Source organism: Prevotella sp. ICM33, assembly GCF_000517825.1.
In the GTDB taxonomy this organism is placed as follows: Bacteria; Bacteroidota; Bacteroidia; order Bacteroidales; family Bacteroidaceae; genus Prevotella; species Prevotella melaninogenica.
Genome location: NZ_JACD01000002.1, coordinates 1 through 16,344 on the forward strand (window position 1 = coordinate 1; position 16,344 = coordinate 16,344).

The 16,344-nt window shown below is 41.3% G+C and carries 13 protein-coding genes; 8 read left to right on the forward strand and 5 right to left on the reverse strand.

The features are described 5' to 3' along the window. Window positions 1-453: 453 nt before the first annotated feature. Window positions 454-2,499 carry an excinuclease ABC subunit UvrB gene (uvrB, locus tag HMPREF1505_RS00675; protein WP_036921080.1) on the reverse strand — a complete coding sequence of 682 codons (2,046 nt, stop codon included), beginning with the start codon at window positions 2,497-2,499 and terminating at the stop codon, window positions 454-456. 149 nt (window positions 2,500-2,648) lie between these two features. Between uvrB and HMPREF1505_RS00680 the strand changes: the two genes are divergently transcribed. The 3 genes from HMPREF1505_RS00680 to HMPREF1505_RS00690 are packed head-to-tail and all read left to right on the forward strand — an operon-like array spanning window position 2,649 to window position 4,305. Beyond that, the gene (locus HMPREF1505_RS00680; protein WP_036921084.1) at window positions 2,649-3,473 is read left to right on the forward strand and encodes an outer membrane protein assembly factor BamD; all 825 of its coding nucleotides are present in this window, start codon (window positions 2,649-2,651) and stop codon (window positions 3,471-3,473) included. 34 nt (window positions 3,474-3,507) lie between these two features. Next, window positions 3,508-3,849 (forward strand): DNA-directed RNA polymerase subunit omega, encoded by a 342-nt coding sequence (locus HMPREF1505_RS00685; RefSeq protein WP_013265878.1) that lies wholly within the window; start codon window positions 3,508-3,510, stop codon window positions 3,847-3,849. A gap of 3 nt (window positions 3,850-3,852) precedes the next feature. Next, window positions 3,853-4,305, forward strand: a complete 453-nt coding sequence (locus HMPREF1505_RS00690) for a DUF4293 domain-containing protein (RefSeq protein ID WP_004361516.1) — start codon at window positions 3,853-3,855, stop codon at window positions 4,303-4,305. 151 nt (window positions 4,306-4,456) lie between these two features. Here the strand turns inward: HMPREF1505_RS00690 and udk are convergent, their stop codons facing one another. The 3 genes from udk to HMPREF1505_RS00705 form a co-directional block, all read right to left on the reverse strand. Next, window positions 4,457-5,083, reverse strand: a complete 627-nt coding sequence (gene udk / locus HMPREF1505_RS00695; protein WP_036921089.1) for a uridine kinase — start codon at window positions 5,081-5,083, stop codon at window positions 4,457-4,459. A 62-nt stretch (window positions 5,084-5,145) separates the two neighbouring features. After that, the gene (locus HMPREF1505_RS00700; RefSeq protein WP_004361518.1) at window positions 5,146-5,730 is read right to left on the reverse strand and encodes a uracil-DNA glycosylase family protein; all 585 of its coding nucleotides are present in this window, start codon (window positions 5,728-5,730) and stop codon (window positions 5,146-5,148) included. A gap of 57 nt (window positions 5,731-5,787) precedes the next feature. Next, entirely contained in the window at window positions 5,788-6,831 is a 1,044-nt protein-coding gene (locus HMPREF1505_RS00705) for an endonuclease/exonuclease/phosphatase family protein (protein WP_036921091.1), read from the reverse strand. A 296-nt stretch (window positions 6,832-7,127) separates the two neighbouring features. Here HMPREF1505_RS00705 and HMPREF1505_RS00710 point away from each other — a divergent pair, with 296 nt between their 5' ends. The 5 genes from HMPREF1505_RS00710 (at window position 7,128) to HMPREF1505_RS00730 (ending at window position 14,088) form a co-directional block, all read left to right on the forward strand. Continuing rightward, window positions 7,128-9,707: a TonB-dependent receptor gene (locus tag HMPREF1505_RS00710; RefSeq protein ID WP_036921094.1), complete on the forward strand. Its 2,580-nt coding sequence runs from the start codon at window positions 7,128-7,130 to the stop codon at window positions 9,705-9,707. A gap of 21 nt (window positions 9,708-9,728) precedes the next feature. Further along, complete coding sequence (locus HMPREF1505_RS00715; protein WP_036921097.1) at window positions 9,729-10,964, forward strand: DUF5689 domain-containing protein; 1,236 nt, start codon at window positions 9,729-9,731, stop codon at window positions 10,962-10,964. A gap of 23 nt (window positions 10,965-10,987) precedes the next feature. Further along, the gene (locus HMPREF1505_RS00720) at window positions 10,988-12,334 is read left to right on the forward strand and encodes a choice-of-anchor J domain-containing protein (protein ID WP_036921100.1); all 1,347 of its coding nucleotides are present in this window, start codon (window positions 10,988-10,990) and stop codon (window positions 12,332-12,334) included. 325 nt (window positions 12,335-12,659) lie between these two features. Further along, window positions 12,660-12,911, forward strand: a complete 252-nt coding sequence (locus HMPREF1505_RS00725; protein WP_004361523.1) for a type B 50S ribosomal protein L31 — start codon at window positions 12,660-12,662, stop codon at window positions 12,909-12,911. A 247-nt stretch (window positions 12,912-13,158) separates the two neighbouring features. Next, window positions 13,159-14,088: a DNA/RNA non-specific endonuclease gene (locus HMPREF1505_RS00730; RefSeq protein WP_036921102.1), complete on the forward strand. Its 930-nt coding sequence runs from the start codon at window positions 13,159-13,161 to the stop codon at window positions 14,086-14,088. Between the two features lie 442 nt (window positions 14,089-14,530). On the opposite strand, the gene HMPREF1505_RS00735 is transcribed toward HMPREF1505_RS00730, so the two are convergent. Next, the gene (locus HMPREF1505_RS00735) at window positions 14,531-15,955 is read right to left on the reverse strand and encodes a CotH kinase family protein (RefSeq protein ID WP_036921104.1); all 1,425 of its coding nucleotides are present in this window, start codon (window positions 15,953-15,955) and stop codon (window positions 14,531-14,533) included. Window positions 15,956-16,344: the final 389 nt, after the last annotated feature.

A 16,344-nucleotide genomic window follows, 5' to 3' on the forward strand; every position in this document is an offset into this window, starting at 1 on the left:
TTTGGCTTGCAAAAGGTGCCCTTTAAGACCCTTACTAACGCCCTTTTGAAGTCCAATTAAGCACTTTTTGAAAAGCAGTTTTATAACACGCTGATTTACTGATGATTGCAAACTTACTTTTTACACATATTTTTCACCTATATTAGGGACCCTTTACCTAAAATCTTGTAATATTTTTTCAACCCTCAGCAATGACATAAAAAAACGAAGCAAACGAGCTAAACAAACACTTTTTCGACCATCTTTTATCCCTCTTTTTACATTTAAGATATGGGGTATCTCGCATTTTACTCCCCTCTCCAATTGGAGAGGGGCTGGGGGTGAGGCTACTATCTTATACATTTAAAACTTCGGGGTATCTCGCTAATCACTCCCCTCCCTTTGGGGGAGGGGTCGGGGGAGGGGCCGGTTGTGGCTGATTGGCTGGCTGGTTGCTTGGGGTTGTTGTCTTGTTTATTTCCCCTCCAACTCCTTCTGCAAACGTATTATCTCATCACGATACTGCGCTGCCTGTAGGAAGTCGAGGTCTTTTGCTGCCTGCTTCATGAGGATAGTTGTATTAGCAATACTCTTCTCCAACTGTGCTTTACTCATCTTCGCAACAATTGGGTCAGCAGCAAAGAGGACACCATTATTTGGTTCAACGTATGCCTGTCCGACATTCCTACCGATAGAAGCTGTCTGTGCGGTGAGATTCGATTCACCACCCACTGGCAGTGTACCCTTAATTGCTTTGACAATCTGTGTCGGTGTGATATTATGTTCCTCGTTGTATTTCAACTGCTTCGTACGTCTTCGCATCGTCTCGTCAATGGTCTTCTGCATACTCTCCGTGATGTTATCGGCATACATAATCACCTTTCCATTCACGTTACGAGCCGCACGACCTGCCGTCTGTGTCAAACTTCTATGACTACGGAGGAAACCTTCTTTATCGGCATCAAGGATAGCAACCAATGAAACCTCTGGCAAGTCTAATCCCTCACGCAAGAGATTGACACCCACAAGAACATCATAGATACCCGCACGGAGGTCGTTAATAATCTTAATACGGTCCAAACTGGCAACATCACTATGGATATAAGCCGTACGGATATCGTGATTCAGCAAGTATTCGGTCAACTCCTCTGCCATTCGTTTGGTCAGTGTCGTCACCAAAACACGCTCTTCCTTCTCTGCACGGATAACGATTTCGTTCATCAAGTCGTCAATCTGATTCTCTGATGGGCGCACCTCTATCTCTGGGTCGAGCAAACCAGTAGGACGGATAAGCTGCTCAACGACAACACCTTCTGATTCAGCCAACTCGAAGTCAGCTGGGGTAGCCGACACATAGATAATCTGATGAATCAAATCATGAAACTCTTCGAAACGAAGCGGACGGTTGTCAAAGGCTGCAGGAAGACGGAAACCATATTCCACAAGATTCTTCTTGCGGGCACGGTCGCCACCATACATCGCTGAAATCTGCGGTACACTCACATGGCTTTCATCTATCACCATCAAGTAATCTTCTGGGAAAAAGTCTAACAAACAGTAAGGACGCATTCCCGCCTCTCTACCATCAAAATAGCGTGAATAGTTCTCAATACCAGAGCAATGACCGAGTTCCTTAATCATCTCAATGTCATACTCCACACGTTCTTTGATACGTTGTGCCTTGATGTTATCCCCTATCTCGGTGAAGAAATCAACTTGCTTCACCAAGTCATCTTGTATCTGACGAATGGCTCCTTCGGTCTGTTCCTTAGACGTAACAAAGAGATTGGCTGGGTAAATCTCGTAAGCATCGAAGGTAGCAAGGCGATGGAAATCAACAGCATCCACCTCCTCGATAGAATCTATCTCATCATCCCACCACGTAATACGCAGAACATTGTCATTATAAGCCATTGCAATATCCACCGTATCACCCTTCACACGGAAGTTTCCACGCTGTAGTTCGATGTCATTGCGCATATAAAGCGCATCGACCAAGCGTCTTAAAAAATCATTACGATCAATGACTTGACCCTTCTTGATAGAAATGACATTTTCCTTCATGGCTATTGGCGCTCCCATACCATAGATACACGAAACGGAAGACACGACGATAACATCCTTACGACCTGATAACAAAGAAGATACAGCCGACAAACGCAACTTATCAATCTCGTCATTAATCGCAAGATCTTTCTCAATATAGGTATCCGTCACAGGCATGTAAGCCTCTGGCTGATAATAGTCATAATAAGAGACATAATACTCCACTGCGTTATCGGGGAAGAAAGCCTTCATCTCCTCATAAAGCTGTGCAGCCAAAGTCTTGTTATGCGACAAGATAAGTGTGGGTTTATTGACATTCGCAATCACGTTCGCAACCGTAAACGTCTTACCCGAACCCGTCACACCCAAGAGCACCTGACTCTTATCGCCACGCTCCAATCCGTCTGTAAGTTCTCTGATTGCCTCCGGCTGGTCGCCTGTTGGTTTATATTTCGATGTTAATTTGAAGTTCATTTTCTATACGTCAAGTGAATCAATCTTTGATTGCAAAGATACAAAAAAGCGCTGATAGTATATAATTAATAGTGATTTTTTGCTAAAAAAGCGAACCTCCTTTGCGTATTTATAGAATAATATGTAACTTTGCAGTTCAAAGTCAAATTATGAAGAAAAGAATTCTCATTGGCATTTGCGCTGTTTTGCTATTGACAAGTTGCGCACACGAATATAATCAAGTTTATAAGACAACTAACAACGATTATAAATACGAATTTGCAAAGGAATGCTTTGCAAAGGGAAAGTATGGCTTTGCTGTGCCCCTTTTGCAAGACCTTGTGACAATCGAGAAAGGTACTGATAACGCACAGGAATGTCTCTATATGCTCGCTATGGCGGAGTATTGTTTGAAGGATTATCAAGCTGCTTCAGAGACATTCAAGAAGTATTACCAGACTTACCCACGTGGTCAGTATGCTGAAATGGCATCCTTCTACATTGGGCAGAGTCTCTTTGAAGGAACCCCTGAGCCACGTCTTGACCAGACTCCTACCGTCGCAGCCATCGCAGCTTTCCAAGAGTATTTGGACATCTTCCCTAATGGTAAGATGAAAGAAACAGCCCAGCAGCGACTCTTTGCATTGCAGGATAAGCTTGTCCGCAAGGAATATCTCAATGCAAAGTTATATTATAACCTTGGCTCTTACTTTGGTAACTGCACCAGTGGTGGTAATAACTATGAGGCTTGTATCATCACCGCACAGAATGCTTTGAATGATTATCCTTATAGCGACTTACGCGAGAACTTCGCTATCCTTGTTATGAAGAGTAAATTTGAATTGGCTCAAATGAGTGTTGAGGAGAAGAAGGTACAACGTTTCCAGGATGCTGAAGACGAGTGCTACGGATTTATCAACGAGTACCCAGATTCAAAGGAACGCAAAACAGCTGAGGATTATATCAAGAAGTGCAAGCAAATTACAAAAGATTAAAGAATAACAGACTTATAAAATATAGACAATTAGAATGGATTACAAGAAGTCAAAAGCACCGTCAAATACGGTAACCCGAGATGTTCAGGAACTTTGGAAAGATACTGGTAACATCTATGAGAGTGTTGCTATCATAGCAAAGAGAGCAAACCAAATCTCGGTTGAAATTAAGCAGGACTTGAGTAAGAAACTTGCTGAGTTTGCTTCTTATAACGATTCTCTTGACGAGGTATTCGAGAACCGTGAGCAGATTGAGATTAGCCGTTACTACGAGAAACTACCTAAGCCAACATTGTTAGCTACTCAGGAGTTCATCGATGGTGACGTTTATTGGCGCGATCCTTCTAAGGATGCTCTGAACGAGGAAGAAGATTAAATTATGATACAGAGGAAACAAACTGTATTCCTGTTTCTTGCATTGCTTACTACCATTGCGTGCCTCTGTCTACCTGTAGGTAGCTTTGAACCAAAGGGTATGGGTGCAGAGAGCATGTTAATGAATCTCTGGATAAGCGATGCTAACGGTGGTAAGGACTTTAACGTATGGGCGTTGTTTGCTATTCTTTTAGTAACTTGTCCTATCAATCTCTTCGCCATCTTCGACTATCATAACCGCAAGCGTCAGGCTCGTTTCTGTACGTTCTCCATGTTAATGATTATTGGTTGGTATGTGGTTTATGGTGTGTTCAGCCAAGTATTGATGACTGGCTTCGACTTCCACATAAAGTTTGCAGCCTGTCTTCCACTCGTAGCTTTCATCCTCTTGTGGCTTGCACGCCACTCTATCCTTGCTGATGAAGCCTTGGTAAGAGCAGCAGACAGAATCAGATAAAACAAAAGATTCCAATATAAAAGCGACAGCATTAAAGGTTATCCCTTGATGCTGTCGCTTTTTTTTATTATTAGGCTTATTAGCCTAATTGGGCTGATTAGTCTAATATCCTCAATAAAAAAGACAGGCAATCACCTGTCTTTACATATTCTTAATCCTCTGGCATTAAACCTTCGATATACTTACAGAGGATGTTGATACCCTTTACATTCTCGCCTCCCTGTGGGATAATCACGTCAGCATAACGCTTAGTAGGCTCGATGAACTGTTCATGCATTGGCTTCAATACTTCTAAATAGCGCTCTACAACCATTGAAACCGTACGACCACGATCTATCGTATCACGCTGAATATTACGGATAAGGCGCTCATCAGGATCACAATCAACAAAAATCTTGAGATCCATCATATCACGCAGACGCTTGTTGCTCAATGCCATAATACCCTCAACGATGATAACAGGCTTTGGCTCTACATGAATAGTCTCTGGCAAGCGATTGCTAAGAATATAACTATAGGTTGGCTGTTCAACAGCTTTTCCCTCACGCAACTCATTCACCTGCTTAATGAGTAGTTTCCAATCAAAGGCGTCTGGATGGTCGAAATTGATTGCCTTGCGCTCTTCATCGGTAAGTTCTGTCGTGTCATTATAATAAGAATCCAACGGCACAACAGCCACATAATGAGGAGGAAGACTCTCTACGATTTTCTTCACTACGGTGGTCTTTCCTGAACCAGTACCACCCGCTATTCCTATGATAGTTATTTTATCCTTCATATTGGTTGATTTTATTATTCTTATTATTGGGCTTATTTGCCTTATTTGCCCAATTAGCCTAATTAGCCTAATATCCCTAAATCCCTAAACATCCTTTCGTAATACTCTGCCTTTTTCTCGACCTTCATCGGATAAGCACGACTACTACTTGGCTCACGATAAAGGTATAATGTCCGGTCCTCAAAGCTAAACTCCTTGCGATCACCCATCTTCATCTTTCGCGCATCAATTCCATAATGCTCTGTAAAGACCGTTGTAGCCAACTGACCTGCTGCCAACACAGCCTTACACTCTGGCAATGAACGAAGCATTCCATCAAGGTCAGCACGCTCAATGATTTCTAAGTCTTTATCAGATGCCGTTCCTGTCGTACGATAAATACGTAAGGCGGTATCGAAGATAGCTATGCCCTTCTCTTTTAAGAAAGGCTTTAGCAAATCAAGCTTATAGGTCTTCTTTTCTTCATCCACAAAGTACTGCTTATCACCGAAGAAGATATGACCAAAGATACGCCACATATCATTCGTGTAATTAGGATAATACCATTCCATACACCAACGTTTTGGTGCTGGCGGGAAGGTTCCTAACAGCAACAATTTGGCATTGGATGGGAGCCACGGCTCAAAAGGATGAGTTTCTATTTCCATTGTTTTATTTTCAAATTGGGCTTATCGGGCTAATTAGCCTAATAAGCCTAATAATCTTTACTGCTGTTTAACAAAGTAAGTTACAACTGGTAAGTGGTCTGAATAACCATCGAGCCATACACCACCAGCAGTGGTTCGCTTGGTATTACCCTTATACTTACCTGACTCCTGGAAGAGATAATCACGACGGAAGATTTGATTCTTCCAGAACTTCAACTCTGAGAAGTCTTTCTTACCATCCTTATTCAGCAAGTTAGGAGTCATGATAATCTGATCAAAGAGATTCCACTTACCCTGATACTGCAAAGTTCCTGTTCCCTCCTTTACAAGGACATTATACCAAGGGTTGTACATATCATCTGCACCTACCTCATTGATTTCGCCCTTTGCTGACAGACACTCATACATACTCTTATTGGTTGGGTCGTCATTCATGTCACCCATTACAAGCACCTTCACCTTTGGGTCTTCACGAAGAAGTGAGTCCTTCAACGCCTTTACCTGCTTACCACCCAACTCACGATAGTAAGAACCTGCACCACGACTTGGTAAATGACACACAATGATGGTCACATGTTCGCCAGCCAATGTACCACTTACAGTAAGGAAGCCACGTGTAGCACGAGTGCTGTCCTTTGGTAAATCATAAACATAAGGAACCAACTTTGTATTTCTTACGGTAAAGAGTTTTGGATTATAAATCAAGGCACAGTCGATGCCACGATGATCGGGGCCTTCGATATGTACATACTTATAGCCACGTTTCGCCAACTCTGGCTGGGATGTGAGGTCGTCCATTACATGGTCGTTCTCAACCTCTGCTAATCCTATAGCCGCACAACCAATATTCGGAAGTACATCTGTACCCATCTCTGCCAATACCGATGCCATATTATGCAACTTATGACGATACTTCATCTCGTTCCACTGATAACTACCAGTCGGCGTGAAATCGTGGTCGTTTTTCCCTTCATCATGTGTTGTATCAAACAAGTTTTCTACATTATAGAAGCCTATAGCATAAACAGAAAACTTCTTCTGGGCCGAAGCTGACGTACCGAAAAGAACGGCACAGAAAAGAACTAATAGTAACTTTCTCATTATTTTTAATATTGTTGTTTTTTATCAGAGCGTCTAAACAAAGACTTATAGTTCCCTGGGAATCAGCAATAATACGAAAACAAAAGCATAAGCTGATATGCATTCGACTTTTAAGTATAGACACACAAAGCCTATAACTGAATCCTGGACACAGTCACGTTTAATTTGCAAATATCGGTAAATAATCCGACATTTACGCATAATTCTCGAAAAATTCATCAAAAAGACTTTCTATTTCCAAATTTATTTCGTTACTTTGCAGTCTATAGTATAACACCTATTTAATGTAATCAACTATGCAGAAAAAGCTGAAACTTGCCGTTTTAGCACTATGCAGTTCGTCTATGATGGTCGCACAGAATACCGATACAAAGACGAACCAGCAGGCGCAAACGGCCAACGCTATGGATGAATCGGCGTTCACCTTCACTGAAGCGCAGTTAGGTGAGAACAATGACATGAACGAAAATGTAACGATTCTCAACTCAAACAGTAACGTCTATGCTTCACAAGTGGGTTTCTTGTATTCGCCCATGCGGTTCCGTTACCGTGCTCTGAACCAGAAATATAACGATATTTATATCAACGGTGCACCTATGAACGATATGGAAAGCGGACAGTTCCGCTACTCTATGGTAGGTGGTATCAACCAACAGACACGTAACGTTGACTATGCACTTCCTTTTGAGAACAATAACTTCTCAATGACTGCCTTGGCTGGAAGTAACAACTATGACATCCGTGCTGGTTCAATGGCTGGCGGACATCGTCTCACGCTTTCTGCTGCTAACCGTAACTATACCCTCCGTGGTATGTACAACTATGCGAGTGGATTCAACGCTAAGGGATGGGCTATTGCTGCCAGCGTTGCTTATCGTTGGGCTAACCGTGGTTACGTTGAGGGTACTTTCTATAACTCATTGTCTTACTACTTCGGTGTTCAGAAGAAGTGGAACAATGGTCATTCTTTAGCTTTGTCTACATGGGGCAACCCAACTGAGCGTTCTACACAGGGCGCAAGTACTGACGAGGCTTACTGGCTTGCAAATGACTATCAGTACAACCCATATTGGGGTTATCAGAATGGTCACAAGCGCAATAGCCGCGTTGTTAACGACTTCGCTCCTTCTGCTATCCTCACTTGGGATTGGGATATCAATAAAAAGATGAAGTTGACAACAAGTCTTTTTGCTCAGTATTCTATGTATAAGAGCACTAAGCTGAACTATAACAACAGCGAAAACCCACAGCCTGACTACTGGAAGAACCTTCCAAGTAGCTACTATGACGTGTGGGATCAGAGCAATGCACGCTATCGTACAGCACAGACTTTCTCTGATTGGCAGACAGCTGTCAACTGGTGGGGCAATAAGGAGAACCGCCAGATTCAGTGGGATCGACTTTACTATGCTAACCGCCAGGCTGCAGCCAACGGCGAGGATGCACTTTACTACGTGCAGGCTAAGCACAACGATGCAATGACAACGACACTGTCTTCTACTCTTACTAACCATCTTGGTAAGAACAAGGTGTTTAATGCTGGGCTTTCACTCGGTCAGACTTTAGCTCGTCACTATCAGACAATGGAGGATCTCTTGGGTGCAAAGAGTTTCCATAATATCAATACTTATGCACTCGGAACCTATGCTGCAGCTGACCCACGTGTTCAGTATGACCTTAATACAACCGGTACTTTGGGTTTAGGTAAGCTCGTGTATGAGGGTGATACATTCGGTTACGACTATAATATCAACGTACGCCGTGCTAAACTTTGGGCTAATTATGCACAAACTATCGGCAAACTTCACTATATGGTAGCTGGTAGAGTTGGTTATGACAACATGTATCGCGTAGGTAACATGCGCAATGGTATGTTTGCTGACAACTCTGCAGGTAAGAGCAAGGATGCTAACTTCCTTACAGGTGGTGTGAAGTCTAATGCTACCGTTACCCTCGGTGGTGGTAATGCACTCTCTCTCGGACTGGGTTATGAGCATCGTGCACCAAATGCTAACACTGCTTTTGCTTCACCTGAAATGAACAATGACTTTGTTCTCAACCTCCACAATGAGCGTATTTTCTCAAGCGAACTTAGCTATCAATACTCTGGTAGTTGGCTCCGTGCTAACCTCAGTGGCTACTACAACCACATGACTAACGTGACCGAGTGGCAGAACTTCTACTTTGATGATGCTAACTCTTTCACATACGTTAGCATGACTAACATGAAGAAGAATTACTATGGTATTGAGTTGGGGCTTGACTTCAAGCTCACAAGCTTCCTTAACTTCAAGGCTCTCGGTACTTGGAGCGAGGCTAAGAACGCTAACAATGCTGATGTTATCTACTTGAACTCTACAAAGAGTACTTATAACAAGGATATTGTTTACAATAAGAATATGCACGAAGCAAGCACTCCTCTGAGTGTTTACAGTGCAATCCTCAGTTATCACAAGGGTGGTTGGTTCATCGACTTAAGCGGTAACTACTATGATCGTATCTACCTCTCTTACGCACCAAGCCTCCGTTATGGCAACACACTCCGCACAATGGGTACTGCGCTTGGTGGTATGGATGCAAATGGCAACTATACTCCATACGCACAGACTGAGGGTCATGGTGGCTTTATGCTCGATGCTTCTATCGGTAAGAGTCTTTATCTCCGCCATGGAAGTTTGTCTATCAACTTGATGATTACCAACTTACTGAACAACCAGAAGATTGTAAGTGGTGGTTATGAGCAGGGCCGCAGCAACTACACTGTCAACAAGACGACTGGAGCTGCTACAACACGTGCTTACGACTTCTATCGCAATCCTAAGAAGTATTACGTGAATGGTATCAATGGTATGTTGAACGTAGCTTACAAATTCTAAAACTAAATACAGGAAACGATTATGAAGAAACTGAAATATTTAATGATGGCAGCTGTCTGCGTGCTCTTTGCATCTTGTATGGGCGATAGCTACGCAGAGCAAGCTGAAACAGGTTCTGCACCATACGGCAACAATGAACTGACCGAAACAAATGTCATTTCTATTGCTCAGCTGAAGAGTAAGTTTGCTAACTATATTGCAACGGATTACCGTGATGGCGTCAGCTATGCTAAAGTTACAGACGATATCAAGATAAAGGCGATCGTTACAAGTTCTGACGTTGCTGGTAACATCTATCAGGAGTTAGCTTTACAGGACGCAACTGGTGCTATTATCGTTAGTGTTGCTCAGGGTGGTTTGCATGGTGCACTACCTATCGGCACGGAAGTCTTGGTAAGTCTGAAGGACCTTTACGTTGGCAACTATGGTAAACAGGCACAGATTGGTGTTCCTTCTGTGAATGCTTCTGGTGCAACAACCATTGGTCGTATCAGCCGTACTGTTTGGGATCAGCACTATAAGATTCTCTCTTCTGGTAATAAGGTTGAACCTACTGAGTTTGCTTCTGGTACCAACGCAACAACTTGGGACCTCGATACTGATGGCGGCAAGTTGGGTATTATCCGTAACGTAAGTTTCAAGAGCAGCAACAGCAGTAAGGTTACTGATACCTTCGCTGATGCTAATGGCGGTGCGGGTAGCGTTAGCTGGACCCTAAACGAGCAGGATGGCAGAAAGGTTATCGTTTACAATAGTAACTTTGCTAAATTCGCTAATAGCAAGGTCCCAACGGGAAAGGTTGACATCGTTGGTATCTTCAAGCGCTTTAATAACCAGTGGGAGATTATCATCCGCTCTCTTGATGATATCAAGGCTGCAGAGAAGGTTGACCCATTCAAGGGCCTCCCAGGCAAGGGTGATGGTACACAGGCTAACCCATTGGACATCACACGTGCTTTGGCTTATGCAAAGTTGAATAAGAAGGATGCTAACACTTACTATATCAAGGGTATCATCTCACAGATCGATGAGGTTTCAACTCAGTATGGTAATGCTCGTTACTATCTGTCTAATGATGGTACAACAACTAACCAGTTGCAGGTGTTCCGTGGCTTGTACTTGAATGGTGATAAGTTCACTGACCCTTCACAGATTAGTGTAGGAAAGAAGGTTCTTATCCTTGGTACTTTGGATTTCTACGAGGCAACATCAAACCCACAGGTTGGTCGTAACAGTAAGATTATCTCAATTAATTAACAAGACAAATAACTATACAGAATATGAAAAAGATTATTTATTCAATGATGGCGCTGGCAATGACTACAACTGTCTTCACAAGTTGTGAGGATGTTCCAGCTCCATACAGTGTTACATTTGAAGAGAACAACAATAACAACACTAACACGCCTACCACTCCTACTGCTGGAACTGGTACAGAGGCTGACCCATTCAACGTTGCTGCTGCTTTGAAGTATATCGATGCTGGGCAGGACCTTGATAAGAATGTATATGTTTCTGGTACTATCGTTAGCGTTAAGGAGATTGATGCTGCTAACTATGGTAATGCAACCTATCTTATCTCTGACGATGGAACGACCAACGGACAGCTGACTGTATATCGTGGCTATGCGCTCGGTAATAAGAAGTTCACTGCAAGCGATAAACTTAACGCTGGTGATAAGGTTGTGGTATATGGTAAACTTGTAAACTTCAAGGGTACTAAGGAGTTCACACAGGGCAACTATATCTACTCGCTCAATGGTAATAAGGCTGCTCAGCCAACACCAACAGCTGACCTGAACACTGAGACTACTGCATGGACTGTTACTGAAGCTGTACAGAAGATTCAGGCTAACCAGACTGCTACGGGCGAGGCTTATGTAAAGGGTGTTATCTCTGAGGTCGTTTCTTATAACGAGAACTATAAGAGTATCACTTACTATATCTCTGATAACGGTACAGACAAGACGCTCCAGGTATTCTCTGGTAAGGGTCTCAATGGTGCTGACTTCGCTGCTAAGACTGACCTTCAAGCTGGTCAGACGGTAGTTGTTAAGGGTAACTTGAAGGCTTTCACCAATAAACAGGGCAAGGTTATCATGGAGATTGACAAGAACAATAAGATTATCTCTATCAGCGGTGCTTCTACTCCTCAGCCTGCTGCTACTGGCCTTACCGCTAAGTTTGAGACTGGTATGGATAACTTTACTATCAACAACATTACACTCCCAGCAGACCTTTCTTTCGTATGGAAGCATGATGCAACTAATAAGTACATGAAGGCTTCTGCATTTAAGAAGCCTACTAACTATGCTGCTGAGAGCCGTCTTACATCTCCTGCTTTCAGCCTCGCAGGTAAGACTACTGCCACCCTTTCTTTCAAGCATGCTGCTAAGTTCTTCGCTAATGCAGCTAACGAGTTTAAGGTACAGGTGTCAACAGATGGTACAACATGGCATGACGTTGCTGTATCAGCTTATCCTACAGGTACTGACTGGACATTCATCGATGCTACATGCAACCTCTCTGCTTACGCAGGTAAGGCTACTGTTTACATTGGCTTCCTCTATACAAGTACTGCTGCTAAGGCTGGTACATGGGAAATCAAGGACGTAGAAGTTAAGTAAAGTTCCCTTATCTTATCAACGTGTGAAGGCCCCGCACCAATGGTGCGCATGGTAAACACCAATGGTGCGGAGGCTCATGACACACGGAATTACTAAGTATAAGGAAACTTATTGGTTACGAAATGACCTAAAGGGAAGCAAAAGTTTATACCATAGATATTTTTAGTTGTATCAATCGAAATGACGAATGATCCTAAAAAACAGCTTAAAATATTTGGCTACCTACAGAATTATTCGTAATTTTGCACCCTGAAAAGTGTCTGTATCCTTTTTGATAAAGGAAAGACTACAGCAAGTATATTATTAACAATTAGATAACAATAAAATGAAACAAGGTATTCATCCAGAAAACTATCGCCCCGTCGTATTTAAGGATATGTCCAACGGCGATATGTTCCTTACAAAGTCTACATGCAAAACTTCAGAGACTGTAGAATTTGAAGGCGAAACTTACCCAGTGGTAAAAGTCGAAATCTCAAGCACCTCTCACCCATTCTACACTGGTAAGAGTAAGCTTGTCGATACAGCAGGTCGCGTTGACCGCTTCATGAGCCGTTACGGTAAGTTGAAGAAGTAATCGATAATACCCTTCGACATTATTACATACAAAGTGCGGACAAACGTAGTTGCATATACGTTTGCTCGCACTTTTGCTTTCAACAGAACAGAAACGAATACTGAGCTGTTTACAGATTGTATAAGATAAAGGATAAAGCTTCATAGAAAGCTAAAGATTCGGGATAACGTGTAGAACAGACATCTACTCATAATCCGTCTGCTTCAAACAAGCTAAAACTTCATAGTCAACCATCCAAAGACAAAAAATGAATAAGATAATACGATACATAACTGTGTGGGGCTTAACACTCCTTACAGTTAGCACAATCACATCATGTAGCAAGGACGATGATAATTCTAATAATTCAGGAATTGCAGAAACTATAACAAATAACACAAACTCAAATCTCAAAGATATACGCACAGCAACGCACCGCTTGGAATTTCCGAAGCTAAAGGGTGGGCATAGTACTGTCCTCACTCATAAACTAAGCAATGGTGAGATTAATTACAGCGTTGAATGGGACATTGAAAAGATGTCCAATCGTTGGACCTGCTATCAGATTTATGCAAGCAATGCTCAACAAACTGTAAAGAGAAAAAGTCAACAGAGCGTTGACCTCTATCCTAAAGACCCATTGTGGACTCCTAATTCCTTCTTTTCATCCGATCCTTATTATAGATCTGGCTACGACCACGGCCATCTCTGTCCATCACAAGACAGAGTGAACAGCCGAGAGTCTAATGACCAAACCTTCTATCTCAGCAATATGCAGCCACAAGTTCACGGCTTCAACGCTGGTATCTGGGAAGTGATGGAGAGAAAGATGAGAACATATATCACCTATACAAGTGGCTCTAAAGATACTTTATTCATCTGTCGTGGCGGTACAATTGACAAACAAGACCAGTACACCTATATTAAAAATAAGTTTATTGTACCAACTTATTTCTTCTCTGCAGCGCTGATGAAATACAAAGTGAGAGGTCAAGGCGACTGGCAATATAAAGCTATCGCCTTCTGGTTCAAACACGAAAACAATAACGGTACCTCTCTTAAGCCATATGTTATCAGCATCAAAGAACTCGAAGCAAAAACTGGCATCGACTTCTTCTGTAATCTCCCTGACAACATAGAGCGTGATGTAGAATCAAAAACTCCTGAACAAATGATCCTCACTTGGAATATTATATAAGCTCATCTACACTAACAATAATTATAATGTAAAACGCCTCCCTGCTTCTGTAGTGTTATAACAGATTATTACATAAATTCGTACAAGTTGTTGAGGAAAAAGCATGAAACCTACATACTAAAACACGCTCGTAATATACACATATTCAAAAGGGAATAAACCATACTAAAGAAGACACTTTTCATTGTTCATGAAGGGCGTCTCCTTAAACCAATTCGGTCATTACAGTCTAAACATACTTTGTTTTAGTATCGAGCAGATTGTTTAGCTTTGTAACGTAGGCGTAGCGGGCTACGTGAAGTTACAAAGACACACAAGATGCAGATAAGAAAATTAAAGATGTTAGGAAACAATACCATAGTAATAAGAATTATACATATGGTGGTCTAATGACCGATTTTAGTTAAATCATAAAGTGTGTGAAGCAGTTTTGTAAACGCTATTATTTTATAAATATTTTCTTACAACCCTTGATATAAATTCCACTGCCCAAATGCTTGGGATCAACTTTTATACCTTGAAGCGTGTAAACATCATCAGACTCATTGGCTACTACACTGGAATGGTTTATCACATTAGGATCATTGAACAATTGCCTATCAAGCACTTTCATATGACGAGTAATCCAATTGGTAATATACTCCATCTCCTTGTCGTAATCAAGCTTTTGTTGTAATATATCCATGTCCCCACTCCATCGCTGTGCTTCTCTTTCAGCTGCTCCACATTTCTTTAATAACTGATAATAGCTTTTATAACGCGCAATCAGACTGTCTGTCGAAAAAATATCCTTTCTTGCTGACCAATATCGCTCTCTCACCTGTAAATTGAAATCTCCCGCATTCGTGGCTATCAAACGCTTTATCAAATTGAAATATCCTCTTATGATATGGTTAGGTAACGTATATTTCTGATCATAAACTTTAAGATAAGAACTACCAACAGTCAAATCTAAATCCCAAACGGCAAAAGTAATCTTTGGTGACTCCTTACTGTCATATATAGCCCAGTACATGTTCTTTCCAATATTATCGACTGCACATAAAGTTTGAGTAAAGATATAATAGTCCTCAACAACAGGTAAATCAAAATAGTAAGCAACTGAATCTTTGAACTCCTCATCACTACTATTCACTACAAAGTTAATAGCGTTCCATAAGGGTGAATAGTCTGTTGGATTAACATCCTTAATATCTGGATACTTTGTCTCAAAAACATCCCAAGTTGAAGAAGTGTTATCAAATACTGAAGGAGTATTATACATCATCGATAATCCATACCCATTTGTCTTCCATAACTGACCATGAATGATTCCTTTCCTTGACTTACTTAGACCCAACGTCTTATTGTCCATCGTTTCTATCAAGCTATAAATTCCAATATACTCATCATTTAGGAAGACCTCTACCACTCGTCCTCTAACACCAGAAAAGACCTCATCTCCGTCTGCAGCGTAGTAGGGCTTACGCGCAAAGTCATTCCATAACTCAGTAGCTATACGGTTTCGCAGTCTAAACAAGTCTTGTTGACCTGCGTCTAATATCCAATTCTTATCAGATTTCAAACCAAAGAACTGCTGTTTATCCTTAAACTTTATCTTATAATTACGTTTATGTTTACCTTCAGTGTTAGTACTTCCCCCTCGCCACTTTATCTTAGCCTCGTAACTGACCGGAGTTGTACCTTGTGAGCTATAAAACTCCACAGTCCCATTTTGGTATTCATTACTAAACGTACCTCGCAGCACTAATACTGGAATAGAATTACCTAAGTCCGTCGGAGAGATATTTCTTAATTGTGCAGAAATCGATAAGCTGCTACTTATCAATAATACTAATAAAACAGAAAAATAACGTAAATTAATCATATTAGGTTTGTTTAAAAGATAACACATAAATGTACAACACATAAGATTAATCGAAATATGTAAAGTGAAATATATAAAACCAAATGCAATTACAAATATATAAAAAAAATAATATAAAGCAAATTATCTTTATATTATCATTCTAAAAATTCATCATGAAAGTAGGGATGTCTGTAAATTAATCTTGTACATAAAAACAAAGAAATATTAGAGAACTTATATTTACAAGATATTCGTCACATTAGTTCTAAAAGACCTATTAACCATTAACCTACCCATTAGCCTTAAAGACCTTATTAGCCTTATTTGCCAAATAAGCCTTATTCGCCCAATTAGGGGACAGTAGATATTTAGTGGGGATAGGCATATATTTTGGCAAGCCTAAAAAG

Bases quoted from the DNA above. Each gene is read 5' to 3' on its own strand.
- HMPREF1505_RS00720 (WP_036921100.1), top strand. From the start codon at position 10,988: ATGAAAAAGATTATTTATTCAATGATGGCGCTGGCAATGACTACAACT.
- HMPREF1505_RS00705 (WP_036921091.1), bottom strand. From the start codon at position 6,831: ATGAGAAAGTTACTATTAGTTCTTTTCTGTGCCGTTCTTTTCGGTACG.
- HMPREF1505_RS00735 (WP_036921104.1), bottom strand. From the start codon at position 15,955: ATGATTAATTTACGTTATTTTTCTGTTTTATTAGTATTATTGATAAGT.
- HMPREF1505_RS00715 (WP_036921097.1), top strand. From the start codon at position 9,729: ATGAAGAAACTGAAATATTTAATGATGGCAGCTGTCTGCGTGCTCTTT.
- HMPREF1505_RS00685 (WP_013265878.1), top strand. From the start codon at position 3,508: ATGGATTACAAGAAGTCAAAAGCACCGTCAAATACGGTAACCCGAGAT.
- HMPREF1505_RS00730 (WP_036921102.1), top strand. From the start codon at position 13,159: ATGAATAAGATAATACGATACATAACTGTGTGGGGCTTAACACTCCTT.
- HMPREF1505_RS00680 (WP_036921084.1), top strand. From the start codon at position 2,649: ATGAAGAAAAGAATTCTCATTGGCATTTGCGCTGTTTTGCTATTGACA.
- uvrB (WP_036921080.1), bottom strand. From the start codon at position 2,499: ATGAACTTCAAATTAACATCGAAATATAAACCAACAGGCGACCAGCCG.
- HMPREF1505_RS00710 (WP_036921094.1), top strand. From the start codon at position 7,128: ATGCAGAAAAAGCTGAAACTTGCCGTTTTAGCACTATGCAGTTCGTCT.
- udk (WP_036921089.1), bottom strand. From the start codon at position 5,083: ATGAAGGATAAAATAACTATCATAGGAATAGCGGGTGGTACTGGTTCA.
- HMPREF1505_RS00690 (WP_004361516.1), top strand. From the start codon at position 3,853: ATGATACAGAGGAAACAAACTGTATTCCTGTTTCTTGCATTGCTTACT.
- HMPREF1505_RS00725 (WP_004361523.1), top strand. From the start codon at position 12,660: ATGAAACAAGGTATTCATCCAGAAAACTATCGCCCCGTCGTATTTAAG.
- HMPREF1505_RS00700 (WP_004361518.1), bottom strand. From the start codon at position 5,730: ATGGAAATAGAAACTCATCCTTTTGAGCCGTGGCTCCCATCCAATGCC.